General features: G+C 43.7%; 26 protein-coding genes. 15 read left to right on the top strand and 11 right to left on the bottom strand.

The features are described from left to right. Positions 1-78: 78 nt before the first annotated feature. Positions 79-996, bottom strand: coding sequence for a ChaN family lipoprotein (locus tag XDD1_RS11075; RefSeq protein WP_045971160.1), 918 nt, complete (start codon positions 994-996; stop codon positions 79-81). A gap of 148 nt (positions 997-1144) precedes the next feature. Next, complete coding sequence (gene maeB / locus XDD1_RS11080) at positions 1145-3424, bottom strand: NADP-dependent oxaloacetate-decarboxylating malate dehydrogenase (RefSeq protein ID WP_045971162.1); 2280 nt, start codon at positions 3422-3424, stop codon at positions 1145-1147. A gap of 340 nt (positions 3425-3764) precedes the next feature. On the opposite strand from maeB, the gene XDD1_RS11085 reads away from it, so the two are divergent. The 6 genes from XDD1_RS11085 to XDD1_RS11115 all read left to right on the top strand — a co-directional run bounded on the left by XDD1_RS11085 (position 3765) and on the right by XDD1_RS11115 (position 8607). Then, on the top strand, positions 3765-4748 hold the full coding sequence (locus XDD1_RS11085) for an IS30 family transposase (protein ID WP_045968417.1): 984 nt from the start codon (positions 3765-3767) through the stop codon (positions 4746-4748). A 419-nt stretch (positions 4749-5167) separates the two neighbouring features. Further along, on the top strand, positions 5168-5803 hold the full coding sequence (locus XDD1_RS11095) for a response regulator (RefSeq protein WP_045971166.1): 636 nt from the start codon (positions 5168-5170) through the stop codon (positions 5801-5803). A gap of 332 nt (positions 5804-6135) precedes the next feature. Next, positions 6136-6558, top strand: coding sequence for an ArsC family reductase (locus tag XDD1_RS11100; RefSeq protein ID WP_045971168.1), 423 nt, complete (start codon positions 6136-6138; stop codon positions 6556-6558). Positions 6559-6560: 2 nt separating this feature from the next. Beyond that, positions 6561-7688, top strand: a complete 1128-nt coding sequence (gene dapE, locus XDD1_RS11105; RefSeq protein WP_045971170.1) for a succinyl-diaminopimelate desuccinylase — start codon at positions 6561-6563, stop codon at positions 7686-7688. Then, positions 7685-8347, top strand: a complete 663-nt coding sequence (locus XDD1_RS11110; protein ID WP_045971172.1) for a M15 family metallopeptidase — start codon at positions 7685-7687, stop codon at positions 8345-8347. The genes dapE and XDD1_RS11110 overlap by 4 nt, the downstream gene beginning before the upstream one ends. A 65-nt stretch (positions 8348-8412) precedes the next feature. Continuing rightward, on the top strand, positions 8413-8607 hold the full coding sequence (locus XDD1_RS11115; RefSeq protein WP_045971174.1) for a YpfN family protein: 195 nt from the start codon (positions 8413-8415) through the stop codon (positions 8605-8607). On the opposite strand, the gene XDD1_RS11120 is transcribed toward XDD1_RS11115, so the two are convergent. Next, a complete protein-coding gene (locus XDD1_RS11120) occupies positions 8552-10699 on the bottom strand; it encodes a tRNA(Met) cytidine acetyltransferase TmcA (RefSeq protein WP_045971176.1) in 2148 nt (715 codons plus the stop codon). The genes XDD1_RS11115 and XDD1_RS11120 overlap by 56 nt on opposite strands. Positions 10700-10780: 81 nt before the next feature. Then, positions 10781-11233: a DUF441 domain-containing protein gene (locus XDD1_RS11125; RefSeq protein ID WP_045971178.1), complete on the bottom strand. Its 453-nt coding sequence runs from the start codon at positions 11231-11233 to the stop codon at positions 10781-10783. 557 nt (positions 11234-11790) lie between these two features. Between XDD1_RS11125 and XDD1_RS19660 the strand changes: the two genes are divergently transcribed. Next, positions 11791-11940, top strand: coding sequence for a hypothetical protein (locus XDD1_RS19660; RefSeq protein ID WP_167541631.1), 150 nt, complete (start codon positions 11791-11793; stop codon positions 11938-11940). Between the two features lie 28 nt (positions 11941-11968). Here XDD1_RS19660 and purC read toward each other — a convergent pair whose 3' ends face one another. The 3 genes from purC to dapA form a co-directional block, all read right to left on the bottom strand. Continuing rightward, complete coding sequence (purC, locus tag XDD1_RS11130; RefSeq protein WP_045971180.1) at positions 11969-12682, bottom strand: phosphoribosylaminoimidazolesuccinocarboxamide synthase; 714 nt, start codon at positions 12680-12682, stop codon at positions 11969-11971. 96 nt (positions 12683-12778) lie between these two features. Beyond that, complete coding sequence (gene bamC / locus XDD1_RS11135; protein ID WP_045971182.1) at positions 12779-13837, bottom strand: outer membrane protein assembly factor BamC; 1059 nt, start codon at positions 13835-13837, stop codon at positions 12779-12781. Positions 13838-13854: 17 nt separating this feature from the next. Further along, a complete protein-coding gene (gene dapA / locus XDD1_RS11140; RefSeq protein ID WP_045971184.1) occupies positions 13855-14754 on the bottom strand; it encodes a 4-hydroxy-tetrahydrodipicolinate synthase in 900 nt (299 codons plus the stop codon). Positions 14755-14999: 245 nt separating this feature from the next. Between dapA and XDD1_RS11145 the strand changes: the two genes are divergently transcribed. The 4 genes from XDD1_RS11145 (at position 15000) to bcp (ending at position 16931) form a co-directional block, all read left to right on the top strand. After that, positions 15000-15551, top strand: a complete 552-nt coding sequence (locus tag XDD1_RS11145) for a glycine cleavage system transcriptional repressor (RefSeq protein ID WP_045971185.1) — start codon at positions 15000-15002, stop codon at positions 15549-15551. Between the two features lie 227 nt (positions 15552-15778). Next, positions 15779-16051 carry a type II toxin-antitoxin system prevent-host-death family antitoxin gene (locus XDD1_RS11150; protein WP_045971186.1) on the top strand — a complete coding sequence of 91 codons (273 nt, stop codon included), beginning with the start codon at positions 15779-15781 and terminating at the stop codon, positions 16049-16051. After that, the gene (locus XDD1_RS11155) at positions 16035-16385 is read left to right on the top strand and encodes a type II toxin-antitoxin system RelE/ParE family toxin (protein WP_045971187.1); all 351 of its coding nucleotides are present in this window, start codon (positions 16035-16037) and stop codon (positions 16383-16385) included. The genes XDD1_RS11150 and XDD1_RS11155 overlap by 17 nt, the downstream gene beginning before the upstream one ends. A 78-nt stretch (positions 16386-16463) precedes the next feature. Beyond that, on the top strand, positions 16464-16931 hold the full coding sequence (gene bcp / locus XDD1_RS11160; RefSeq protein ID WP_045971188.1) for a thioredoxin-dependent thiol peroxidase: 468 nt from the start codon (positions 16464-16466) through the stop codon (positions 16929-16931). Between the two features lie 98 nt (positions 16932-17029). Here the strand turns inward: bcp and XDD1_RS11165 are convergent, their stop codons facing one another. Next, positions 17030-18151: an AI-2E family transporter gene (locus XDD1_RS11165; protein WP_045971189.1), complete on the bottom strand. Its 1122-nt coding sequence runs from the start codon at positions 18149-18151 to the stop codon at positions 17030-17032. 146 nt (positions 18152-18297) lie between these two features. On the opposite strand from XDD1_RS11165, the gene bepA reads away from it, so the two are divergent. Together bepA and arsC are read left to right on the top strand one after the other, a co-directional pair. After that, positions 18298-19758, top strand: coding sequence for a beta-barrel assembly-enhancing protease (bepA, locus tag XDD1_RS11170; RefSeq protein WP_045971190.1), 1461 nt, complete (start codon positions 18298-18300; stop codon positions 19756-19758). 11 nt (positions 19759-19769) lie between these two features. After that, positions 19770-20126: an arsenate reductase (glutaredoxin) gene (arsC, locus tag XDD1_RS11175; protein ID WP_045971191.1), complete on the top strand. Its 357-nt coding sequence runs from the start codon at positions 19770-19772 to the stop codon at positions 20124-20126. 95 nt (positions 20127-20221) lie between these two features. Here the strand turns inward: arsC and hda are convergent, their stop codons facing one another. Continuing rightward, positions 20222-20929 carry a DnaA inactivator Hda gene (gene hda, locus XDD1_RS11180; RefSeq protein ID WP_045971192.1) on the bottom strand — a complete coding sequence of 236 codons (708 nt, stop codon included), beginning with the start codon at positions 20927-20929 and terminating at the stop codon, positions 20222-20224. 393 nt (positions 20930-21322) lie between these two features. Here hda and XDD1_RS11185 point away from each other — a divergent pair, with 393 nt between their 5' ends. Next, on the top strand, positions 21323-22309 hold the full coding sequence (locus tag XDD1_RS11185) for a hypothetical protein (protein ID WP_045971193.1): 987 nt from the start codon (positions 21323-21325) through the stop codon (positions 22307-22309). Between the two features lie 66 nt (positions 22310-22375). Here XDD1_RS11185 and uraA read toward each other — a convergent pair whose 3' ends face one another. Together uraA and upp are read right to left on the bottom strand one after the other, a co-directional pair. Next, positions 22376-23680, bottom strand: a complete 1305-nt coding sequence (gene uraA, locus XDD1_RS11190; protein WP_045971194.1) for a uracil permease — start codon at positions 23678-23680, stop codon at positions 22376-22378. 68 nt (positions 23681-23748) lie between these two features. Further along, positions 23749-24375, bottom strand: coding sequence for a uracil phosphoribosyltransferase (gene upp, locus XDD1_RS11195; protein ID WP_045971195.1), 627 nt, complete (start codon positions 24373-24375; stop codon positions 23749-23751). 226 nt (positions 24376-24601) lie between these two features. On the opposite strand from upp, the gene purM reads away from it, so the two are divergent. Continuing rightward, a complete protein-coding gene (gene purM, locus XDD1_RS11200; protein ID WP_045971196.1) occupies positions 24602-25645 on the top strand; it encodes a phosphoribosylformylglycinamidine cyclo-ligase in 1044 nt (347 codons plus the stop codon). Positions 25646-25647 lie beyond the last annotated feature (2 nt).

Consider the following 25647-nt stretch of genomic DNA (forward strand, 5'->3'; position numbering starts at 1 on the left):
ATGAATGATAATCAATTAGATATATAAATGAAAACTATTTTTATTTATTAATCACTCACATCCTTGTGATAATTAACGTTATTTGGTTATATTTTCGCTCACTTTTGGCGTAAACCAGACAAAATCCGCATATTCGCTGTTCAAAGAAACACCCTGTTCAGCAATGAAAAATACCACCACTTTTTCATTTGGCGCGATTTTCTTCACATGCTGAGGGACACCCATCGCTTTTGCCGCATGATACCCTCCCGCAAATAACATCGCTGGTAAGGGTGCTTTAACGAGTTGTTCAGCCATGCGTTGATCGCGCATTTGCTGGATCTTAGTCATGGCAGAAAGATGTAACTCATCGATATTGCCGCCGTGGGAATTTTTAATCGTTGCTTCAATAAGTTTTTTGACATCATCAGCAACCAGTGACGTTCTGTCCCCAGCCCGGTGATCTTTATAGGCTTGATCGACTTCACAGCGATTCAGGTTTGCCGCCAGCAGCGGATAAGGGGCTTTCATCAGCGCCGTCACTAAATCACCGTACCATTCCCACGGCCAGCCTTGCTGCCACGCCAATAATTGCTGGATACGTTCTTGCCTGACAATCGGATTCCCCTGCAACCAGCTTTTCACTTTATTCACTTTTTCTTGCTGGTTTGGATTAATCATTTCCAGTAATACGGAACCATGAGGACGTTTTTTCTCCAATTGTTGTACTAACCATAACTCGATTTGGTGATGGTAAGGATTGTCATGTTTTTCACCCACAATAACACGCGGATAATTCGCCAATTGTTCCAGCAGTTGATCGGGGGTAATGGCTTGGCCTGTTTTCATGTCAAGCACCGCACCAGACTGCATTAACTCAGCAGGAAGAGTTTGAAATACCATTTGGGAGCTATTCTGCGCGCCGTCTGGCGTGACGGCACAACCCGCGAGAATACTACTGCCAAGCAGGAGAGAACAGGTTAAAAAAGTCGATCTTATACGGGGAGATATTTTCATAACTTAGTAGTATCAAATTTGTGATTAAAAAATTGCCCGCATACTATAGATAATGAGAATTATTTACAAATAAAAACCCTGTTAAGCATAAACTTAACAGGGTAACTCGTGAGTTAATTCCAGATTGACTGTTGCAATTCCGCGTTATTTACAGAGGATCGGTTTGTGCTTCAACTGCCGCCAATGCCACCATATTGACAATACGGCGGACAGAAGCAATCGGTGTCAGAACATGAACGGGTTTTGCAACCCCCATCAGAACCGGACCAACGGTGACGCCTTCGGAACTGGTCACACGCAGCAAGTTATAGCTGATACGTGCCGCTTCCATGTTGGGCATAATTAACAGATTGGCGGAACCTTTCAGTGGGCTGTCAGGCATGATATCGCGACGAATACTTTCGACCAAAGCCGCATCTCCGTGCATTTCACCATCAATTTCAAGTGATGGTGCCATTTGCTGAACCAGCTCCAAAGTCTTACGCATTTTTCGCGCAGAATCGCAATCAGATGAACCAAAACTCGAACGTGACAACAGGGCCACTTTAGGTTCAATCCCAAAACGACGTACCGTTTCCGCCGCCATCAGCGTGATTTCTGCCAACTCTTCCGGGCTTGGATCTTCATTAACATAAGTATCGGCAATAAAGGTATTTCCTGTTGGTAACATCAAGGCGTTCATGGCACCTGCGGTATGGACGCCCTGACGGAAACCAAAGACATCCTTCACGACTTGGTAATGTTCAGTATAGCCGCCAACCGTACCACAAATCAGGCCATCCGCTTCACCACGATGCACCATGATGGCACCTATCAGCGTCGGATTGCCAATCACCGCCCGGCGGGCCTGCTCTGGTGAAACACCGCGGCGTTTCATCATTTGATAATATTCTTGCCAATATTCTTTGAAACGTGGATCATTTTCGTTGTTCACCACTTCAAAATCTTTACCGGCTTCAATATGCAGGCCCTGCTTTTTAATCCGCATTTCAATCACGCCGGGGCGGCCAATCAGGACAGGGAATGCCAGGCCAAGGGAGACGAGTTCCTGTGTCGCATGCAGCACACGAATATCTTCCCCTTCTGCCAAGACAATACGTTTCTTCTCTTTTTTGGCTTGAGAGAAGATGGGTTTCATAAAGAGGTTGGTTTTATAGACAAACTCATTGAGTTTCTCGATATATGCCCCGAAATCGGTAATAGGCCGGGTTGCCACACCGGATTCCATCGCCGCTTTCGCGACGGCCGGGGCAATTTTGACAATCAGGCGAGGATCAAACGGCTTCGGAATAATATAATCAGGGCCAAAGAACAGATCTTGATCGCCGTAAGCAGAAGCCACTTCCTGACTTTGTTCCGCCAAGGCAAGATCCGCAATGGCATGCACACAGGCAAGTTTCATCTCTTCATTAATCGTGGTCGCCCCAACATCCAATGCGCCACGGAAGATAAATGGGAAACAGAGAACGTTATTGACCTGATTAGGAAAATCAGAACGACCGGTACAAATTATGGCATCAGGGCGCACGGCTTTTGCCAGTGGCGGTAAAATTTCCGGCTCTGGGTTAGCCAATGCCATAATCAGCGGACTTTTTGCCATGGTTTTCACCATGTCTTGTGTCAATACGCCCGGCCCGGAACAGCCGAGGAAAATATCCGCATCAGGGATCACATCTGCCAGTGTACGGCTGCCGTTATCTTCAATGGCATAATCCGCTTTGGTCTTTTCCATATTCTCTTCGCGGCCGCGATAGATAACCCCTTTTGAGTCACAAACGACAATATTTTCACGTTTCAGACCCAGTGCCACCAGCAGATTCATACAGGCAATGGAGGCCGCTCCCGCCCCTGAGACCACCATGCGCACTTTACCAATATCTTTATCAACCACCCGCAATCCATTTAGTACCGCGGCGGTACAGATAATTGCCGTCCCATGTTGATCATCGTGGAATACCGGAATTTTCATGCGCTCACGGAGTTTCTGTTCAATGTAAAAACACTCCGGTGCTTTGATATCTTCAAGGTTAATACCGCCGAAAGTGGGCTCCAGTGCCGCAATGATATCAATTAATTTATCAGGGTTGGATTCATCCACTTCAATGTCAAAAACATCGATCCCAGAGAATTTCTTGAATAAAACGCCCTTACCTTCCATAACCGGTTTACCGGCCAGTGCGCCGATATTCCCCAACCCTAACACAGCACTACCATTGGAGATAACCGCAACAAGATTGCCACGTGCCGTATATTTATAGGCTGCCAAAGGATCTTCTGCTATTTCAAGACAAGGCGCAGCAACCCCCGGTGAGTATGCTAATGCCAAATCACGTTGTGTTGTCAGTGGCTTGGTGGGTGTCACTGTAATTTTTCCAGGTTGTGGAAACTCATGAAAATCAAGAGCACTTTGTTTTAATTTTTCATCCATCATCAGATCCCTTACGCGTCATGTCTTAGTAAAAATGGTTTCAGTATAATAGTTACAGAAGGTTAAATCATGATGTCAGCGGCATTTTGTGCATAATCTTTAAAATCAAGGCGCAAAAAACAAACAAAAGGAGTAAGGAAGTGATCGACAATGTTGGAATGTTATTTGATCAACATTATAGGGATATTATCCTAATGATACCCATAGAGAGGTATTTTATCTCTAATTAATAACCTGATAAATTAATTAAAGATACTTGGATTCGCATAGTAAGTGCAATTTCTAAGAAAGGCGGTCAGTTGCTATAGTAGGCATCTTTCTCGCCAAAGGAAAATGCACTATGGCCTATACGCAACTGACCGAAACAGAAAGATACCAGATTTTCGGCTTAAAAGAAGCCGGTTTTACACAACGTTTTATTGCAACGTCGCTTAATCGGGCCCCATCAACAATTAGCCGGGAATTGAGACGAAACCGGGAAGCCGAGAAATATGAACCTGAACAAGCTCAGCGTAAAGCATTAGAACGCCGTCATTCTAAGGTAAAAGCCGTAAAAATCACGCCAGAGATAACAAAGTGGATAAAACAGTTAATTTGGCAAGATTTAAGTCCGGAACAAGTTGTGGGTTATCTCAAGCGGGAAGCGAAAATCTCTTTACATCATGAAACAATTTATCGATTGATTTATAAAGATAAAATAAATGGCGGTGATTTATGGCAACATCTTAGGATAGCGAAAAAACCGTATCGTAAACGCTATGGAAGCCATGAGCACAGAGGAAAAATTAAAAACAGAGTCAGTATTGATAAGCGCCCAAAAATTGTTGATAAAAAGCAGCGTATTGGGGATTGGGAAGGGGATACTATCGTTGGCAAAGATCGTAAAAGTGCCTTATTGACTTTAGTTGAACGAAAATCGTTATTTACGATCATCATTAAACTTGAAGATAAAACAGCAGAAGGTGTTGCCAAAGCGGCGACAAGACATTTATCGATGATAAAACATAAAGTTAAAACAATTACCTTTGATAACGGACTCGAATTTGCCGAACACGAACGGATCGGTAAAAATTTAGAGACAAAAATTTATTTTGCTCATCCGTATTCCCCTTGGGAAAGAGGGATAAATGAGAACATAAATGGATTAATCAGAGATTACTTCCCAAAAGGAACCGATTTTAATAAGGTATCAGAGCGGGAGGTTAACCTTGTGGCAAACCGACTAAATAATCGACCACGTAAGACACGAGATTATAAAACACCGAATGAGTTATTTACAGGAACCCCAACTCATTTACTTCGTTCATTACGGTGTTGCGCTTAATATGCGAATCCAAGATACATTTTTAAATCAACATTTAAAATAAGTTTACAAAAACAAAAATTAATCTATAAAATATCTATCCAAATTTAAATGGCGTTTCAAAATGATAGGAATAAATCTTGTCCCACGCGCCACGCGAGACAAGATTACAAATTCTCACTATTATGAAAATTTATTTATTTGGAAAATTATTGGCAATTAAGGAAACACATTTTCTTATGAAAGTGAATTTTATTTCATCTGAGTGGTTTAACCTGTTTGCGATATTTCTATTTTTATATCAGGATATATTTTCAGAATCTCATTAACGATGATTCAATATACTCCATAAAAACCACACAGCAATTTAACATAAAGCAGGAACCTGTCTTTTATGTTTTATTAAACATAAATCTGCATTTCTATATGGGAGAAAGGACATGCATAATCATTCAGTCATGATAGTTGATGATCATCCAATCATTCGTCACGGCTTAAAAGGGTTGATTGAATTAGAACGAGAACTCATTGTGACTGCCGAAACGGGCAATGGTGAAGATGCGATTAATATCGCTTGCCAAATAAAACCCGACATTATTCTAATGGATTTAAAAATCCACGGCCTTTCAGGGATTGATACGATTAAATCTCTCCGCCGCAAAGGGCTTGATGCCTATATCCTGGTACTCTCCGATTCAGATCACAGATGCGATATTTACGAGGCAGTTGATGCCGGTGCGAATGGTTATTTATTAAAAGATATCGAGCTGACTTCTCTATTGAACAACATAAAAAAAGCCATAGAGGGTCATGCGGTGTTCAGTGAAAAAGTCCATCAATATTTATCCACCCGCCACCTTTATGTTGATCCGTTATCAAAATTAACCAAACGAGAATTAGACGTTTTAAAAGAAATTGCCGAAGGAATGACAAATAAAGAAATCGCTAACTTCCTTTTTATTTCAGAAGAAACCGTGAAAGTCCATACCCGTAACTTATTGAAAAAACTCAAGTCCCGTTCCCGTCTCGAAGCCACTATCATCTATCTAAAACATAGAAAGACGGCGTTCATTTAGCATTGAATTCTTTCTCAACGCACCAATATGGAACACAATTTCCCTAAGTTTTGTCAGTGGGGAAATTGTGAGTTATCAAGGCGCATAAATTAATTACAAAAAAATTAATTTTGTATATAATAAATAATGGTATTATTTATGTGGTTTATTATTTTAAATGTAGCTAATCGGTTTTTGTTGAGAGTTTAGACATCCATAACATAAATGCCAGAGTAAATGTCAGGAAAGTAATAAACATAAAGTGTGCGCAAAAAACGCCTTATCTGGATAAAATCCCCCATTTCCCGCATTATGTCGGATAGGTTAAACAAAACAGAATCAAGGCTCCTATCATGTCAGATACCCTTTCTCACAAAGTATCCATTCTCTACGGTATCAAAAACTGCGATACCATAAAAAAAGCGCGTCGTTGGTTAGAAGATCAAGGAATTCCTTATCACTTTCATGATTATCGACTTGATGGCCTATCTCCTGAGTTACTTCAATCATTTATTGAAAACGTTGGCTGGGAATCCCTCTTGAATACCCGAGGTACAACATGGCGCAAATTGTCCGACGAGCAAAAAGCCGCCATTAATAATGCCGAGTCCGCCAAAGCACTTATGCTAGAGCAGCCCTCGATCATAAAACGACCTCTGCTGGTATCCAGCACAGAAGGCGCAAAAAACAACGGGGCAGAAACAGAGAAATATTTACTCGGTTTCAAGGCGGAGCAGTATCAACAATTTTTCTCACATGACGAGATACGGAGATGACTATGACTTGTCCAGTCATTGACCTTGCTCAACAGTTAATCAAGCGTCCTTCTGTCAGCCCGGATGATCAGGGTTGCCAAGAACTTCTTATCCAGCGCCTGCAAGACATTGGCTTTACAGTAGAACGAATGCCTTTCGGCGACACCCTGAACTTTTGGGCTTATCGTGGAACCGGCGTGACTTTTGCCCTTGCCGGACACACTGATGTCGTTCCTGCCGGCGATATCTCACAATGGCAAACACCCCCTTTTGAACCGGCTATCCGTGATGGCATGTTATATGGTCGTGGCGCGGCAGATATGAAAGGTTCAGTGGCGGCAATGGTGGTTGCTGCTGAACGTTTTGTCGCAGAGCATCCTGGACATAAAGGCCGTCTGGCTTTTCTGATCACCTCCGATGAAGAGGCCAAAGCGACCAATGGTACTGTTAAGGTGGTTGAAGCGTTAATGTCGCGCCATGAACGTTTGGATTATTGTCTCGTGGGTGAACCCTCCAGCCAAACGTGCCTTGGGGATATGATCAAAAACGGGCGCAGGGGTTCGCTGACGGCGAGCTTGACGATCTTTGGCACCCAAGGGCATGTTGCCTATCCACAATTGGCAGATAACCCGATTCATCGTTCAGTGCCTTTTTTGCAGGAACTCGTCAATACTCATTGGGATAACGGCAATGAATTTTTCCCGGCCACCCGTATGCAAATCGCCAATATTCAGGCAGGAACCGGCAGTAATAATGTTATCCCTGGGAAATTGTGGGTTCAGTTCAATTTCCGTTTCAGCACTGAACTGACTGATAGCGCAATCCGCCGGCAAGTTGAAGATATGCTGAAAAAGCATCACCTTAACTATGAGATTGACTGGTGGCTATCAGGCCAACCTTTTCTGACCAGTAAAGGGGAGCTGGTTGATGCGGTGGTTGAGTCTATTGAACACTATTGTGGATATCAGCCAGAGCTATCAACCAGCGGCGGTACATCAGATGGGCGTTTTATTGCCAAAATGGGAGCTCAGGTCGTGGAATTGGGCCCCATCAATGCCACCATTCATAAAACCGATGAATGTGTCAAGGTGTCTGATTTACAAGCATTGAGCCTGATTTATCAACGTATCATGGAGCAATTACTCAAATGATGACACCTGAATCCCTGACTGGACTGTCCACTGATCACCTCATCACGCTGACCGGCAATCACCGCTTGCAGTTTAATGCCACTAAAGCATTTCTTGCCATGCAGAAAGAAGCTGCCAAGGCAGGTTTTAAGCTACAACCTGCCAGTTCGTTTCGCGATTTCACGCGCCAGCAAACGATCTGGAATGAGAAATTCCGTGGTCAGCGTCCAGTATTAGATAATAACAGCCACCCCCTTGATATCTCAAAATTGAGTGAAGGCGAACGTTGTGAAGCCATTCTCCGCTGGTCAGCCCTGCCGGGAGCGAGCCGCCATCATTGGGGTACAGAGCTGGATATTTATGATCCCTTTCTGCTGCCAGAAGGTAAAAAACTGCAACTGGAGCCGTGGGAATATGAAAACGGCGGGTACTTTGAGCCTTTAACCCATTGGCTAACAGAAAACATGTCTCACTATGATTTCTATCGTCCCTTTACACGCCATGATGCCGGCGTAGCTTATGAGCCGTGGCATATCAGCTATTGGCCATTATCCCATGAAGCCGAAAATTTATTTGATGAACACGTCCTGTTGAGTGCTTGGGAAAACCGTGATATTGCCAGCATCAACTGGTTAAAAACCAATCTATCCTATATATTTGAAAAATACATCAGGATTTAACAGAAATAACCTATTAGGCTCCTGAGCCTCATGGAAGAGGCTCTTAATGTTCCGAGGAAAATATCATGAATTGGCTGATAGATTATTGGTGGATTGTTCTGTTAGTGCTCGTTGGCATTATCGTTAACGCGGTAAAAGCACTCAGTCGCGTCGATAAAGAACATTTCTTAGATAACAAACCCGAATTACCCCCGCATCGGGATCTTAACGATCAATGGGATGATGAGGATGATTGGCCGCAGCGGGATCGTAAGAAATAACCCAATCTCTCCAGTCATTGGCAAGCATTTTATCGATGCTTGTCAATGCCTCCGCCGTCTCTTCCCGCCAATGTTTCAAGAGTGCCTTACGGCCACTCAACGATAAGTCACTGACACATTGCTCGATACTTAGTTGTTGCTGAAGATGTTTTCTCAACGCCGGCAAGGCCAAATGACTCTGCAATAATAATCGCTGTAATGCGAAATAAGATGCTGACAGCGGACGATGGGCAAATGCAAAACCCGCCAATTCCTGCCAATCACTGGCATTAAGCCTTCCGTCACTTTCGTATTCAATTGGCAAGGCAAAGCCGAGTAATGATTCCAATCCGCTGGCATCGCGGGATAACCGCTGTTGTGCGGATTGGGCAAAACGTCCCCCCTGCTCGCTCAGTGGCAAAACAGCCATTGCGGTATAGCAACCACTACTCGCTTCCCGATGGGTACCCATTCTCACCAGTCGAAAACCACATTTTTGCCAAAGAGCCCAGAGGGCGGCGGTATAACCAAAACTCACCGAGATGAGATCCAGTTTTTGTTGACTGGCTTCCTGACATTGTTGGATGATCAAGTGTTGCGCAATACCCCGACGACGATATTGCGCTTGTATAGCAATGCGACTGACTCGCTGTGATCGCAAGGTGGCAGCCTGCGGAAAACCACCATGTGCCGCCAGAGATTGGGCCACCAAATTTCCCCTTGGCCGCCGGCGTCCTGCCCAGATTTCATGTGCCAATGCCGGTGACAACCCCCCTTCGTTCACCATCCACAAAGCACCGATCAGTTGTGGCTGATGCTTTGAACAACGCGCGACAGCAGCCAGAAATGTCATCCCGTGGCCATCCATTAATCGACGCAGATCAAGCGGAGAGGTACGGTAATGCGCGCTGGTTAATAAGCCATAAAATTGGCGCAGCAATGTGGCATTTTGTAACCATTCAGGCTGATAAATCGGGTGAAAATGCCATTTTTCTGTGCTTAACCGTGTGTCATCAGCGGGCTGTTTATCATCGAATAACAGAGCACTATCCAGCCAGGCTTCCAGGGGATCATTTTCAGCCCAGCGCATGGGGGTTTTCAATTCACGGATATGACAGTCAGGTAAGGCAGCACAAAGTTTCAGCAAAAAACCGCGTCCCGTGCCTTCATAACCTTGAACCGTTGAAGTCAACAACACACGAGGAAAATAGCGGATCAATTCGGCCAACTGGGGAGTTGGGATCGCCGCGGCTTCATCAATCAATAGCCAGTCAGCATCACTTTTATTTTCCTGTCCACTCTTTTTTGTGCGGCAATACTTCAATAAATTATCGACTGCCCAAAAAGGCGTCTCTTGTTCCAAAGGTGCCTGCTCAACAGGATCTGAAATACCGGCATAACGTCGGATCACTTCCGTCGTTATTTTTGCCGGGGCACATAACCAGCATTTTCCTTGCCAATATCGCACTAACATGCCGGCCAGCGCCGATTTTCCCCGCCCTCGCGGTGCGGTAATCACCCAAATGCCTTGTGTCGCCTGTAGCAATTCGCCAAGAATAACCCGCTGACTCACCGTCGGGTTGCCGTCAGGCATCTGCCACATTCCGGTTTCAGGCAGTGGAACTCTCTGAGATAGCTGAAAAGGGATTTCCTGACGCCATAATATCACTTCAGGAAACGCGAGGATTTGTTGCCGGATATGGCGAATGAAATTAGGCGTCGAAATGACGCCTGCCGATTCATTCCAGCGCAAACTATCTTCATCGGGCTGTTCCGGCCATTGTGACCACGCGGGTACACGCATCACTAACCAGCTTCCCGCTTTTAGTGTGCCGGCCAGTATTGCCAATGCTTCCGCATTAAACCCTTTCGTTGCGTCAAAAACACCATGCAAAAATTCACGCCCAAGCAAGCTGACGGCTTTTGTCGGATCAATCGCACCGGATACATGAGCTGAAACCGTTAACCAATCCCCTTGGAACTGTTCTGTTAGCTGATTGACAATCGATGCACTCCATTGAGGATCACCACTCAAAACGACCAAACGGCGCTGTCCTTGTTGCTGCATCTGTATCTGCAACTTTTCCCATGCGCTGTGCCATAAGCTATACATAGAACGAACTATCCATAATGTGAATTGTATAATATATGAACTATCTGATTGATGAATACGTTAAAATGGTGACCCGCACAATCACAATTTGCCAATCATAATCGATAAAATACCCGCGGCAATCAACGGGCCTACGGGAACGCCCCTAAATAGCGCCACCCCCAACACAGTGCCGACTAATAATCCGGCCACCGTAGAAGGCTGGCTAGACATTAAAGCAACACCACGGCTTCCCAACCATGACACAAGAACACCAACCACAATAGCCAGCAGTGATTTCCAATTTAAGAAAGAGCTAAAAATGTCCTGTGCGGAGATTTTCCCGCTTGCGATAGGTGCCATGACGCCGACAGTCAGAATCAGGATACCTATCGTCAAGCCATATTTTTCCACCCAAGGGAAAAACTGATTTAATGGCGTGATGCGAACAACCAACAAAAATAACATGGCAAGTGTCACTGTCATGTTATGACTGATGATGCCAAGCCCTGCAAGCACAAGCAAAATAAGTAACGTAGGATCAATGTGGCTCATGAATTTTCCTATAACTCCCTATAAAACAAGAATAGCGAAGCGACTGGCGGTTTGCTAACACGCTTGCTTTCAGTAATAACATTGATAAATAATTACTCACCTAGAGCAAGGTGCCATCTTAATTTATTGATAGCAAAATCTTGATCGTGGAAAGTATCACAACATAAGCAATTTACCATAACGTCAGTAACAAATTGGTTTTATTGATAAACACCCACATTTTTACCAAGGCCAATGCAGAAAGATTGTAAGAAATACCTTGCAACTAAGATGCGTTCGTATAAGCGATATGAAAAAATTAACATCCTCCCTTATAATTTGTCTCTCCTTAGCGGGTTGTACCACTCAATGGGTACCTACAACAAGTCATCCAACGCCTTTCAGTGAAGCAACGGCTGAATGCAACCTGTCAGCATCAAGTCTATTTCCTGTAAAAAATGAAGTTGCCCAAAGATCAACGCTGAAAAGCGTGCGACAACACTGCGTAAATGGCGTTCAATGCGGAAAAGATGGCTATTACTATCAAAGTGTTCCCATGACTGAAAGCTATGTAATAGATGTTAACAGCGATTCCAGAAGAGGATCTTATTACAGTTGCATGCGACAAAAAGGCTGGAAACAACAAACTAAATCCCTGCTTTAAATTTACTCAACGCGCAAGACAGGGGCAGGATGCCCTTTATATTATCGGGCATCCTGGTATTTAAAAAAACCTTTAAGTAATCGTTTGCGTCATTAGTCCAAAATAACGCCAATACGGCGTGCAACTTCTTCATACGCTTCGATCAAGCCACCAAGGCTTTGGCGAAAACGATCTTTATCCATTTTATCCATCGTCTGCTTATCCCATAAGCGGCTACCGTCCGGTGAAAATTCATCTCCCAATACGACTTTGCCTTTGAACAAACCAAATTCCAACTTAAAATCCACCAGAATCAAGCCCGCATCATCAAACAATTTGCTCAAAACTTCATTAGCCTTGTAGCTCAAGCGTTTCATTTCAGCCAAGTGCGCTTGACTCACCCAACCGAATGTCTCACAGTAGGATTCGTTAACCATAGGATCGTGTTTGGCATCATTTTTCAGGAACAGATCAAACAGTGGCGGATTAAGCACCATTCCCTCTTCCACTCCCAGACGCTTAACCAGAGAACCGGCAGCACGATTACGAATAACGCACTCAACAGGCACCATATCAAGTTTTTTCACCAAGGATTCATTATCTGACAACCGTTGTTCCATTTGCGTCGGAATACCCGCCTCTTCCAGTTTGCTCATAATGAAATGATTGAATTTATTATTCACCATTCCCTTGCGATCGAACTGTTCAATGCGTTCACCATCCAATGCTGATGTATCATTACGGAATTCCAGCACAAGTAAGTCAGGATTATCAGTGGTATACACTGTTTTTGCCTTTCCACGATACAACTCAGCTTTTTTCTGCATTTTACACTCCAGAAATATGACATCTTTAAACGTAAAGAATTGAACAAACATCTTATCCCAAAGATAAAGGGGCCTGAGCCCCTTTATCTATATCTATTACTTATCTTTTGATTGGTCTTTGGATTGGCTAAATACCGCTTCCAGCACAGCCACCATTTGATCATTTTCAGATTGCGTCAGCGGTTTACCTTTTTCGCTGATAAACTGTAGGCTGCTCCGGTTATCCAAATCACCCACCTGTAACTTGTAATTTCCTTCGCTGATGGAAGGCGCTTCGACTCCCAACGCTTCCCAATCAGAAGAACTGCGTCCCTGATAAGTCACCGCTATCGCTCCCGTGGAACGGGTACGGTCCGTGACTTTCATACCTATATTTTCCAACGCGTATGGTAACCTGTTCCAGACGACGTTGTAGGGTGCACGCACGATGATTTGCGGCAATCCAGTATTATCACTACCGCTTTGTACCGCTAATGCACCGGAGTTTTTAGCACTACTCAGACTCGCGGCTTCTTGTTGCTGGCTTAAGTCACCCGCCAGTTTATTAAGCATGACAACATTGTAACGCTGGATTTCCACTGGGTTGGTAATTTCCTTTTCCCCATGTTTCAAGCCGTCATTCGAAACCGCTAACACTATTTGGTAATCCTGTTTGGTCACCGAAATACGGTAGCGACCCTGATAAGGAATATTTTCATCTGCCCGCGGCCAAGTAACCCAATCTGTCGTCAAGGTTTGCGCAGAATCATCTTTATGACTGATCTTATATCCTTTTTCTGTCAGCAGATTGTTTACCTGTGACCATAATTTGCTGTATTCCGGGGTATTTTCAAGCAACAACTTACTGCTGTTAGCACTATTTTCAACACGGGAACCCGTCAATAATGCAAGCGCCTGCAATGGAGGACGTATATCCAAATCTTTACCCACTGCCCCTGTTGAAGCCGTTGTCGGGATATTATACTCGCCATTTTGTAACGGTAATACCATTCCCGCAGGGATGTTCAATATTTTCAGTGGAGGCGTGTCAAGATAGGATTGATCCCCGCTGACCTGACGTTTATAGCGCTGATCGCTGGAACAGGCAGCTAACAAAACCACCAATGACAGGCCAGCAATCTTCATGACCTTCGATTTTTGCAATAATGTTGCCATTAAAATTCCCTAAAGTTTTACAGTAATCCAGCTATTTTCAAGGCCTTACCAACTGGAATTTGCCCTTCCTGCGTGAGCGGGATCATTGGCAAACGCAATGTATCATCGGTAATCAATCCCAATTGACGGCAAGCCCACTTAACTGGCGTCGGGCTAGGTTCAACAAATAATTGATGATGCAATTCCATCAGTCGACTGTTCAGGGCACGAGCTTGCAAATATTTACCTTGCCCAGCCAATTCACACACCTGCGCCATTTCCGCTGCCGCAACGTTTGCGCTCACAGAAATCACTCCCTTACCACCAAGCTGCATGAAATCGACAAAACTTGCATCATCACCACTCAGTAGAATGAAATTTTCATCACTAACCAATTCTTGGATCTGACTAACACGACTTAAGTTCCCTGTCGCCTCCTTAAGCGCAACAATATTTTTCAGTTCCGCCAAACGCGCGACAGTCGGTGGCAATAAATCACATCCGGTACGAGATGGCACATTATACAGAATTTGTGGTAAGTCAGTATTCTCAGCGATTGCCTTAAAGTGCAAATATAAACCTTCCTGTGATGGCCTATTATAATAAGGTGTCACCGACAGGCAACCCACAACCCCCGTGTTTTCGAAACGGTGGGTCAGAGAAATGGCTTCCGCAGTGGCATTTGCCCCCGTTCCCGCAATCACAGGAATGCGTCCATCCGCCATTTCCAGTGTTGTCAATACCACATCAACGTGTTCGTCATGGTTAAGTGTTGCACACTCGCCTGTTGTGCCAACAGACACAATCGCAGATGTACCACTGGCGATATGATAATCAACTAATTTTCTCAAACTGGCCTTATCGATCTGACCGGTTGAGTCCATCGGCGTTATCAATGCAACTATACTGCCTGTAAAACCAGAATGATTGCTTACCATTACCACTTTCCCCTTCGTTAAGCCTAAAACTGCAAATAAGAAGTTCATGGTACTTTCTTGTTATACAGAAGAAAACTCTTTAGCCACGCGATTTCAATGAATTTTGTTAATATCAAGTGTAGCCAATTAAACAGAAATTATAATTTTGCTCTCCCGACAAATGCGATTGACCTTCTCTTGATCATTTTTTATGTTTAAACACCACATACACAGCAAACAACGACTAAAATTAAAGGAAAATCGCTTTGCCAACATCAGAACAGCATTTTTTAGTGATCACCGCCCTAGGTACCGATCGCCCCGGCATCGTTAATACCATTACCCGCCTCGTCAGTACCTGCGGCTGTAACATTGAGGACAGCCGCCTGGCAATGTTTGGCGAAGAATTTACTTTCATCATGTTACTATCCGGTAGCTGGAATGCCATTACGTTGATTGAATCTACCCTGCCACAAAAGGGCGCAGAACTTGAATTACTCATCGTCATGAAACGTACCCGATGTGGGGTGCAGAAAAAATTTCCTTCGACCATCACCGTTAAAGTAGATGTCGATGATTCACCAGGCATTGTTGAACGTTTTACCAGTTTATTCACGGCTCAGGATCTTAATATCGCGGAACTGGTCTCAAAAACGCACCCTGCCGAAGGAAATCACCCCGCGCGCCTGCAAATTCAAATTACAGGCCACAATCCAGTTGACGATAATGGCACGATATTTAAAGAAACTTTTCATCACCTATGTGCAGAATTAAATGCACAAGGCAGTATTATCGTACAAGCTCAGATAAAAAATTAAATATATAAAAAACAATGACGTAAATAGAAGGTTTTATACTGATTAGATAGGAAAAATTGAGATCAGTGCCAAGGTGAAGAACAGGAAGGATAACCACTATAGGGCAGATTTCTGCCCTTTAACTTGCAGGACAATCCCATATATGGTCCATATATGGACATTTTCACCGGGGCGCTATATGCTGTAATCGATACTGCAATTGATAATTTTTATCTCTGGAGAACGTTATGTCCCTACTTACCTCGCCCCGCATAACGACAGTTTCGGCATTCAAGAAAGAGCTGGCTTCAATGGATGTTTCTGACCCGGTAGTTGTTACGCAGAATGGAGAGCCTCTCTATGTGGTTCAAGATCCCGCTCAGTTTGAAATGCAACAGGAACAAATGGCTTTGTTGCGATTGCTCTCTTTCGCAGAAAAAGATGTGAAGGCAGGCCGGACTGTTTCATCCTCCGATCTCAGAGCTAGGCTGAAAGGATTGGTCGATGACAACAACAATTAAGTTTGAATATTCTCAGACTTTTCAGGAGCAGCTCTATGACCGTTTCCACTATCTATCCAAACATATTGGTCAGGCTGCTTCACAAAAACTTCTGGATGGTTTTATTGATAGCTTCGAGAACAGAATAAAGTCACATCCAGAGAGTGCCCCACTATGTGAAGAAGCAGCAGATATTGGTTTAACGACTTACCACGATTATATTGATCCTAATCTCCAGTTAAGAGTGATATACCGGGTATCAACTATAGAGGGGACTGTCTACGCCCTTCTTTTCCTTAGCACCAAGCAGAGTATTCGACAGGCCCTTATCCGGTACTGCCTGCGCAAAGAGTAAAAGCCCTTGAAATCAACGATGGGGCAGTATTATCGTACAAGCACATTTAAATCAAAACGATCAAACGGAGAATGAATGATGAGTGCATTGAAAGCCGGTGATAAGGCCCCTCAATTCAGCCTTCCTGACCAAGATGGCGAAACCATTAAGCTATCTGACTTCAAAGGCCAACGTGTTTTAGTTTATTTTTATCCCAAGGCAATGACGCCAGGCTGCACCGTTCAGGCATGTGGCTTGCGTGACTCAATGGATGAACTAAAAAACATCAATGTTGAAGTGTTGGGTATCAGCACAGATGCACCTGAAAAGTTAGCCCGCTTTGTAGAAAAAGAGACGCTAAATTTCACGCTGCTCTCTGATGTTGACCATCAAGTTGCCGAACAATTTGGTGTTTGGGGAGAAAAAAAGTTCATGGGGAAAACCTATGACGGCATGCACCGCATCAGTTTTTTGATTAATCCACACGGTGAGATTGAACACGTTTTTGATAAATTTAAAACCAGCGAGCATCATCAAGTTGTACTGGATTATCTGAAACAACATTAATCGTCAATCTGTCATGCGTTGCCGCTCACTTAATAAAGCGGCAACTTATTTATTTTCACTGAGTATTTTATGACATCATATTCAAAGCAAGCGGGTTCTTAGCATTCCTCGCAATCAATAACCCTCTGTAATGCTGCAATATTAGCCTTTGCCATTCTCATTTTTTCTGCCAATTTATCTTCCGGCCAGACATGAATCACTGCCTTGATTAACGTAGCCAGTGGAATGGCAAAGAAAACGCCCCAGAATCCCCATAATCCACCAAAAATAATGACAGAAAGGATGATAACAAGGGGATGAAGATTAACAGCTTCCGAAAACAAAATTGGCACAAGCAGGTTACCATCTAACCCTTGTACCACCAGATAGGCGATAAACAGAGCCCAGAAATCAGCCCCACATCCCCATTGAAACAACGCCACCACAATCACTGGAATGGTGACAAGCACAGTGCCGATATAAGGAGCGAGCACAGATAAACCAACCAAGACCGCAAGCAACAGAGAATAATGCAGCCCAAAGAAGGCAAATACCGCATAGGTGCAAAGCGTCAATATCACCATTTCTGTCACTTTGCCACGAATATAATTGGTGATCTGCTGGTTCATTTCGCGCCACACTTTCCCTGCCAAACTGCGATTACGTGGCAATATACGCTGCAATGCCGCCACCATTTTATCTTTGTCTTTCAACAGAAAGAACACCATTAAGGGAACCAGGATCAAATAAATCGCCAGCGTCAATAATCCAATCAGGGAAGCAACCGAAAACTTAAAAACGGATTCCCCCGCCAAAGAGAGTTTGCTACGCAGATTATCAGCCACCATATCGATAATACCGGCATCAACTAACGCAGGATAACGGGAGGGAAAAGTATGCGCGTATTCATTAAACCGATTAAGCATATTGGGAAGATCGGAAAATAAATTTAAACCCTGCTTCCAGACGGTCGGTGCAACAATCAAAATAACTAACGCACTGATCCCCATAAAAATGGTTAATACAATGGCAACAGAGAGCGTGCGGCTACACCCTAACTTACCTAACTGTACCGTGGGCCACTCCAGCAAATAAGCCAGTACAATGGCAGCAAGGACAGGAGCCAGAATCCCATTGAAAAAATAGATAATCCCAAAACCAGCCAATAAAATAACTGATAATGCAATGACTTGTGGATCAGCGAAACGGCGACGATACCATTGCATGATCATATCCAACATAAGTACAACTCCTTTGCTGCAATACGTAATAAGTATTTTTCACTAAAATTTATTATGATGAATGATTTTAGGGTACTCTTTCATCATAAAAGTATTCATGAAACTGATAGTTAGAATGGAACGCACCATTTTATGAGAATCACTTTATGAGAAAAACATCCAAGAAATCACTGATAACCCTTTTTATTAGCCTGTTGTTATTAGGAAATCCTCCCGCATTCTCCGCACCCACTGAAGATTCACTACCTGATATCGGCACCACAGCGGGAGCCACCCTTAGCATCAATCAGGAAATGGCGATGGGCGACTTATATATACGTTCGATAAGGGCCCAGGCACCTCTGATTTATGATCCGTTGCTGACTCAATACATTAATCAGTTGGGTCAGAAATTAGTCAGCCATGCCGATTCAGTCAAAACACCTTTCCATTTCTACTTGTTAGATAATCCTAATATTAATGCCTACGCATTTTTCGGCGGTAACGTTGTTCTCCATTCGGCCCTATTTCGCTATAGTCGCAGTGAAAGTGAACTGGCATCGGTCATGGCTCATGAAATTTCCCACGTGACACAGCGACATTTAGCACGATTGATGGAAGAACAAAAACGAACCAGCCCTCTGGCATGGGCCGGCACACTGGGTGCTGTCCTGCTTATGATGGCCAATCCACAAGCCGGTATAGCTGCACTCAGCGGTACACTGGCAGGCTTCCAACAAGGCATGATCAGTTTTACCCAATCGAATGAGCAAGAAGCGGATCGTATTGGAATGCGAACGCTGAGTCGAGCAGGATTTGATCCACACGGAATGCCTGATTTTATGCAAATACTGGTCGATCAATCCCGCTATAGCTCCAAGCTACCTGAAATGCTCTATACTCATCCATTACCTGACAGCCGTTTGTCTGATGCCCGTAATCGGTCAAATCAATACCCGGCTAAAACTGTTTCGGAGTCTCAAAATTTTCTGTTCGCCCGTGTCCGTATTTTAACCATGTATTCAACGGATCAACGCCCCTATATTGAACAATTGCTAAAAAAATATAGCCAGGGAACCGCCAAAGAACAGCTTGCGGCTGCCTATGGACACGCTATTTTGCTTTCCCAAGATAAAAAGTATACTGAGGCCAGAGCAATATTGTCTCCAATGCTGGATAAACAACCGGATAACATTTGGTTTATTGATACGATGACGGATATTGATATCGGGCAAAAACAGTATACCAACGCTATCACGCGCTTGCAGGAAGCACTCAAGAAACAAAAAAACGATCCGGTATTGCAAATTAATCTTGCAAACACTTACCTTATGGACAAAAAGTATTCTGAGGCTTCACAACTCCTGTTTCGTTATACCTTCAGTCACCCTGATGATCTTATCGGCTGGACACTATTAAGAAAAACAGCCGGAGGGCAAGGAAAATACAACGACGAACTCGCCGCCTATGCGGAAATCATGGCATTGCAAGGTAATCTTGACTCTGCCATCGAACAACTTAGCAAGGCCAGTGCATTGGCAAAATTGGGCAGTGATGATCAGAAGCGATTTGATGCCCGTATTGATCAATTGCGCCAACTGCAACAAAGCTATAGCCAATATAAATGAAGGATTTTTACATGCAACATGTTACTTTTTATCATAACCCCCGCTGCTCAAAAAGCCGTGAAACACTTGAGCTGGTTGAAAAACTCGGTATTACGCCGGAAATCATTCACTATCTTGATACGCCACCTACAGCAGAACAACTTGCCATACTATTAAAGCAACTCGGTTTCAAAGATGCCCGCCAATTGATGCGTACCAAAGAAGATCGTTACAAAGAATTAAACCTTGACGATGCGGCATTATCCCAAGAAGCCTTACTCCAGGCGATGGCTGAAAACCCCAAATTAATAGAGCGCCCGATTGTGGTTGTCGGCGGTAAAGCGCGTTTGGGGCGTCCTCCTGAACAGGTTAAAGAAATTCTGTTGTAACTATTTTGCAAGAAGAAATTTTCAATAAAAAAGTGATAGCGGTATATTCGCTATCACTTTTTTATTTGATCTCGTTTCCTTTCCGCTTTAGTTACTCAAAGCTCAAGGATATCTTTTACAAACGGGATCGTCAGTTTGCGTTGTGCCACAATAGATGCCCGATCAAGCTCATCCAAGGTCTTAAACAGCGTTTGCATTTCCCTGTCGAGCCGCTTCAACACAAATCGCCCCACATCCTCAGGCAATTCAAAACCCCGTAATTTTGCCCGTAGTTGCAATGCCTGAATTTTCTCATCATCAGACAGAGGTTGTAATTTATAAATTTGCCCCCAATCCAGACGGGATGCTAAGTCCGGTAACGTCAGGTTAATTTGCCGAGGAGGACGATCACCTGTGATCAAAAGACAAGTGCGGCCAATTTCTACAATGCGATTGTAAAGATTGAAAATAGCCATTTCCCATTCCTGATCACCGGCAATACACTCAATATTATCGATGCACACCAATGATAAATGTTCCATACCATCAAGAACTTCAGGAACAAAATAAGCACGTTTATCCAGTGGTACATACCCTACAGCTTCTCCCTGTTGGGACAATTCGGCACAGGCTGCGTGAAGCAAATGGCTTTTACCCCCGCCATCGCGGGACCAAAAATAGATATAACTGCCGTGTGACTGACTAATGGCCAATTTTATTGCAGCTAATAAGGAGGTATTCTCACCTGCAAAGAAACTGGCAAAAGTTTCATCATCGGGCAAATATAATGGTAATGAAAGCTGCGACGGTGTATTCAGAAGCACCTCAAACAGAATGGATAACGAACAGCGCTAAGTCTACCACAAAAAGTCCCTATAAATGAAACGAATGCTTTGTTTAAAGTAGAAGGTGACTATCAAAGTACACTCTTCCATAAAATGGATAAATTACGACCACTCGGATAGCACAAATTGATTTTTTTAACTGGTATTCCAGTAAACTTTCAGATTAATATCAGGGCAGTCTTTCCATACAACGCCGCATGGCAAAACGAGGCCTATTTTCTTCGCCAGTCAGAGATAACCTATTCTGGCGAAAAAGGTCTTATATCTGACAATCTCATACTATCAATAGCCAAGACTGCCAATAGTAGAAATACGATACATTACCAGAAGTTTTAACTTATCCATCTTAAATTATTTTCAATAGAGGTTAATATGTTAATAAAATACTTATTACACGATGCGATGAGAAAAGCACAAAATACTTTTATGGGTTATTCTTCCAACAAATTTCATTTTCACACAAGAGCAATTGATAAAATAAATGGAAATGAACCTCCCGCAGTACAAGAATTAATAAATATCATGTTAGAAAAAGATAAACAGCTTAATAAGCTACGCGCAAATACAGATATAACAACAAAAATCCCTTATCATTATAAGTATTTTACTGAGAACAAATTCAGGGCTAGACTTGTCGGAAATTGTGGTGAACTTGCTAATTATGCCTTTCATTATTTGATCAAAAAGCATTCTTTCCAAATTTTCAATTACTACAGGCAGAAAGATCCCGATCGCAAAAAAATAATATACATCATCATGTACAGTGCTCCGCAGCCTTATGACCATGTTTTTATAAGCATCCATTATATGGAAGATAAAATTGATTCAGCAGAGATGAAAGCTGTACTCTCACATATTCAAGCAGGATCATGGATATGTGATCCGTGGGCAGAGATTGTTTGTGAAGGAGAAAAATATTTCTCTCAATGGAAAAATAAAATGGAAGAGTGGTATGATAAAAAAAAATTTGTAGTTACCCAAGATATTGCCGGAACAATACCTGACACAGACCGATACAAGACATTATTTTCCCCTTTAAGACCAAATATATTCAATATAGTCCAACAAAATTCAATATTTCACGTATCAGAATTAGTTTTCATTGATCAAGATGGGAATATTGCCACATTAGCAAAAGATGGAACTGATAATATAATTCCTTATGATATTAGTGAGATAGATAAATCAGCACTTACCTCTCTGGGTTTACGCAATATAAATAGCAATCTTTCTCCTCGTAACAGTGTATACAATCCATTTCATTCCAATAACTTATCTGATATAACCGCCGAGAAATTAAGGGAAAAAGCACGTATATATCGTGGATTAATTCATATGGCCTTGAACAAAAGATGTTAAATAACTTAAAAGCAGAAAGGGCCTTGTAAAAGCCCTTTCTAATCTAATCAGTTTAATGAACGTATTTTATTCTACACTCTTATTATCATTTCTTATTGGCTCGACAGAGGAATGAATATACGGCTCTTCTGGGCGGATAATGCTTATCAGTTTGAAAAACAGACTCAAACCAATCCCCACCATCGTTGCCAGCGCCATTCCCTTTAATTCAGCCGCACCAAGCTGAATTTTCGCCCCGCTGACACCAATAATCAAAATCACAGCCGTCAGGATCAGATTTTGTGCCTTGCTGTAATCCACTTTCGAATCAATCAAAACCCGGATACCGGATGCACCAATCACGCCATATAACAACAGGGAAACACCGCCCATAACGGGAACCGGGATCATTTGGATCGCCGCTGCCAGTTTACCGACGCAGGAAAGCAAGATTGCCAGCACCGCAGCGCCGCCAATCACCCACGTACTATAAACACGGGTCAGCGCCATCACACCAATATTTTCGCCATATGTCGTGTTAGGTGTTGAACCAAAAAAGCCCGAAATTATCGTTGAAAAACCGTTGGCAAACATTGAGCGATGCAGACCCGGATTTTTCAGCAAATCTTTCTGCACAATATTTGCAGTGACCACCAAGTGCCCAACATGTTCCGCAATGACCACCAGCGCCGCAGGTAAAATCGTCATAATGGCAAACCATTCAAAACGCGGAGTATAGAACGTCGGCAGTGCAAACCACGGCGCTTCACGGACTGGCGTTAAATCAACAATCCCCATAAAGAATGACACCGCATAACCGGCCAAAACACCAATCAGAATCGGAATAATCGCCATAAAACCCCGGAACATGACCGAACCCAAGATCGTCACACCCAGTGTTACCATAGAGATGGTCAGGTTGGTCATATTAACCTCAGTCCCCGCCGCCGGGCGCAACCCCGCCATATCCGCAGCAACACCGGCCAATTCCAGCCCGATCACCGCAACAATGGCGCCCATCGCTGCCGGTGGAAATAGCACATTGATCCACCCCCTTCCCGCGACTTTGACAATCAGGGCAACCAGGCAAAACAACAAACCGCAGACAATAAATCCACCCAATGCCAATTCATATCCCAAAGGCAGTAACAACAAGACCGGTGAAATAAAAGCAAAGCTGGAGCCTAAATAAGCCGGGATTTTTCCTTTACAAATAACCAAATACAGCAATGTTCCAATGCCATTAAACAACAAAATTGTCGCGGGATTAACTTTAAACAGAATGGGAACCAAAACGGTTGCTCCAAACATGGCAAATAGGTGTTGCAAACTTAAAGGAATAGTCTGTGCCAAAGGCGGTTTTTCTTCTACCCCAATAGTCCGACGGGTCATGATTGATATCCTCTTATATCACCTTGCTAGAAACCAAAAAAAACCGACTTTTCAGTCGGCTGTCAATATTATTTAGTACCAAATATTTTATCACCTGCATCCCCTAAACCTGGGACGATATATCCATGCTCATTGAGATATTGATCAATTGAAGCGGTATACAGTTCAACATCAGGGTGAGCTTTCTCCAGTGCCGCGATCCCTTCCGGCGCAGCCACCAACACCAATACCTTAATAACAGGACATCCCGCTTTTTTCAGCAAATCAATGGTCGCAATCATGGAGCCACCGGTTGCCAGCATCGGATCGACAACCAATGCCATGCGCTCATTGATATCAGAAACTAATTTCTGGAAATAAGGCACAGGCTCAAGGGTCTCTTCATCACGATACACACCAACCACGCTGATTCGCGCACTGGGGATATTTTCCAGTACGCCATCCATCATGCCCAAACCCGCACGCAGGATAGGAACGACCGTAATTTTTTTCCCTTTAATCTGCTCTATCTCTACCGGACCACACCATCCCTCAATGGTCACTTTTTCAACGTCTAAATCAGCAGTTGCTTCATAGGTCAGAAGACTACCCACCTCTGAGGCCAGTTCACGAAAGCGTTTGGTGCTTATATCATGATCTCGCATCAGACCAAGTTTATGTTTAACTAGCGGGTGATTAACCTCAACGATCTTCATGGGTTTCTCCTAATATCGCCGGCAGATAAAAAAATCGCGGGATTATAACGCCTTTTCAACATCAAGCCACTACTCATCTATTCATTTTTATCAATCAAACATCGTTTTCTTTGATTCTGATCTAACAGGAAACTGATATAAAGCTATCGCAAACGTTTGCTTAGACTGTTAGAATTGTCGCCGTTCTGTTTTATTTATAAAAATGCAACCGCCTGGGAGCTACGCAGTGACCAACAAAACCTCTCTTAGCTATAAAGATGCCGGTGTCGATATTGATGCTGGTAATGCCTTAGTCAATCGTATTAAAGGTGTCGTAAAACAGACCCGTCGCCCCGAAGTGATGGGAGGATTAGGTGGTTTCGGTGCATTATGTGCCCTGCCACAAAAATATCGTGAACCCGTGTTGGTTTCCGGTACCGATGGCGTTGGGACTAAACTGCGTCTGGCCATGGACTTGAAACGCCATGACACGATCGGCATTGATTTGGTTGCCATGTGTGTCAATGATCTGGTTGTTCAGGGCGCCGAGCCGCTTTTCTTCCTTGATTACTACGCTACCGGCAAACTGGATGTCGATACCGCCGCCAGTGTTATCACGGGCATAGCAGAAGGCTGCAAACAAGCCGGTTGTGCATTGGTCGGGGGTGAAACCGCAGAAATGCCCGGCATGTATCACGGTGAAGATTATGATGTCGCCGGTTTTTGCGTTGGTGTCGTTGAAAAATCAGCCATTATTGACGGCAGTCAGGTTCAGGCCGGGGATGCCCTGATTGCACTTGCCTCCAGCGGGCCACACTCTAATGGCTATTCTCTGATCCGTAAAATCCTTGAGGTCAGTCAGGCAAATCCAGAAACGACCGAGCTTGAAGGAAAACCTCTCGCAGATCATCTGCTTGCCCCCACGCAAATTTACGTCAAATCCATCCTTGAACTGATTGAAAAAGTTGACGTTCATGCGATTGCACACCTGACCGGCGGTGGCTTCTGGGAAAATATTCCGCGTGTACTGCCAGAAAACAGGCAGGCCAGAATTGATGCCGGCAGTTGGCAATGGCCGGCCATTTTTACCTGGTTACAGCAAGCCGGTCATGTCAGCGAGCACGAAATGTACCGCACATTTAACTGTGGTGTGGGTATGATCATCGCCCTGCCCCAATCTCAGGCAGCACAGGCGATTTCATATCTGCAAGCCTCAGGCGAAAATGCGTGGCAAATCGGTATCATTACCGAACTCAATGCTGATGAGCAACCGGTTGTTATTATCAAGTAACT

Source organism: Xenorhabdus doucetiae (genome assembly GCF_000968195.1).
GTDB classification, from domain to species: domain Bacteria; phylum Pseudomonadota; class Gammaproteobacteria; order Enterobacterales; family Enterobacteriaceae; genus Xenorhabdus; species Xenorhabdus doucetiae.

Bases quoted from the DNA above. Each gene is read 5' to 3' on its own strand.
- XDD1_RS11095 (WP_045971166.1), top strand. From the start codon at position 5,168: ATGCATAATCATTCAGTCATGATAGTTGATGATCATCCAATCATTCGT.
- XDD1_RS11125 (WP_045971178.1), bottom strand. From the start codon at position 11,233: ATGAGCCACATTGATCCTACGTTACTTATTTTGCTTGTGCTTGCAGGG.
- bepA (WP_045971190.1), top strand. From the start codon at position 18,298: ATGAGAAAAACATCCAAGAAATCACTGATAACCCTTTTTATTAGCCTG.
- XDD1_RS11150 (WP_045971186.1), top strand. From the start codon at position 15,779: ATGTCCCTACTTACCTCGCCCCGCATAACGACAGTTTCGGCATTCAAG.
- upp (WP_045971195.1), bottom strand. From the start codon at position 24,375: ATGAAGATCGTTGAGGTTAATCACCCGCTAGTTAAACATAAACTTGGT.
- uraA (WP_045971194.1), bottom strand. From the start codon at position 23,680: ATGACCCGTCGGACTATTGGGGTAGAAGAAAAACCGCCTTTGGCACAG.
- purC (WP_045971180.1), bottom strand. From the start codon at position 12,682: ATGCAGAAAAAAGCTGAGTTGTATCGTGGAAAGGCAAAAACAGTGTAT.
- dapE (WP_045971170.1), top strand. From the start codon at position 6,561: ATGACTTGTCCAGTCATTGACCTTGCTCAACAGTTAATCAAGCGTCCT.
- bcp (WP_045971188.1), top strand. From the start codon at position 16,464: ATGAGTGCATTGAAAGCCGGTGATAAGGCCCCTCAATTCAGCCTTCCT.
- XDD1_RS19660 (WP_167541631.1), top strand. From the start codon at position 11,791: ATGTTAACAGCGATTCCAGAAGAGGATCTTATTACAGTTGCATGCGAC.
- arsC (WP_045971191.1), top strand. From the start codon at position 19,770: ATGCAACATGTTACTTTTTATCATAACCCCCGCTGCTCAAAAAGCCGT.
- XDD1_RS11155 (WP_045971187.1), top strand. From the start codon at position 16,035: ATGACAACAACAATTAAGTTTGAATATTCTCAGACTTTTCAGGAGCAG.
- XDD1_RS11075 (WP_045971160.1), bottom strand. From the start codon at position 996: ATGAAAATATCTCCCCGTATAAGATCGACTTTTTTAACCTGTTCTCTC.
- XDD1_RS11165 (WP_045971189.1), bottom strand. From the start codon at position 18,151: ATGTTGGATATGATCATGCAATGGTATCGTCGCCGTTTCGCTGATCCA.
- maeB (WP_045971162.1), bottom strand. From the start codon at position 3,424: ATGGATGAAAAATTAAAACAAAGTGCTCTTGATTTTCATGAGTTTCCA.
- XDD1_RS11115 (WP_045971174.1), top strand. From the start codon at position 8,413: ATGAATTGGCTGATAGATTATTGGTGGATTGTTCTGTTAGTGCTCGTT.
- XDD1_RS11185 (WP_045971193.1), top strand. From the start codon at position 21,323: ATGTTAATAAAATACTTATTACACGATGCGATGAGAAAAGCACAAAAT.
- dapA (WP_045971184.1), bottom strand. From the start codon at position 14,754: ATGGTAAGCAATCATTCTGGTTTTACAGGCAGTATAGTTGCATTGATA.
- XDD1_RS11100 (WP_045971168.1), top strand. From the start codon at position 6,136: ATGTCAGATACCCTTTCTCACAAAGTATCCATTCTCTACGGTATCAAA.
- XDD1_RS11120 (WP_045971176.1), bottom strand. From the start codon at position 10,699: ATGTATAGCTTATGGCACAGCGCATGGGAAAAGTTGCAGATACAGATG.
- XDD1_RS11110 (WP_045971172.1), top strand. From the start codon at position 7,685: ATGATGACACCTGAATCCCTGACTGGACTGTCCACTGATCACCTCATC.
- XDD1_RS11085 (WP_045968417.1), top strand. From the start codon at position 3,765: ATGGCCTATACGCAACTGACCGAAACAGAAAGATACCAGATTTTCGGC.
- bamC (WP_045971182.1), bottom strand. From the start codon at position 13,837: ATGGCAACATTATTGCAAAAATCGAAGGTCATGAAGATTGCTGGCCTG.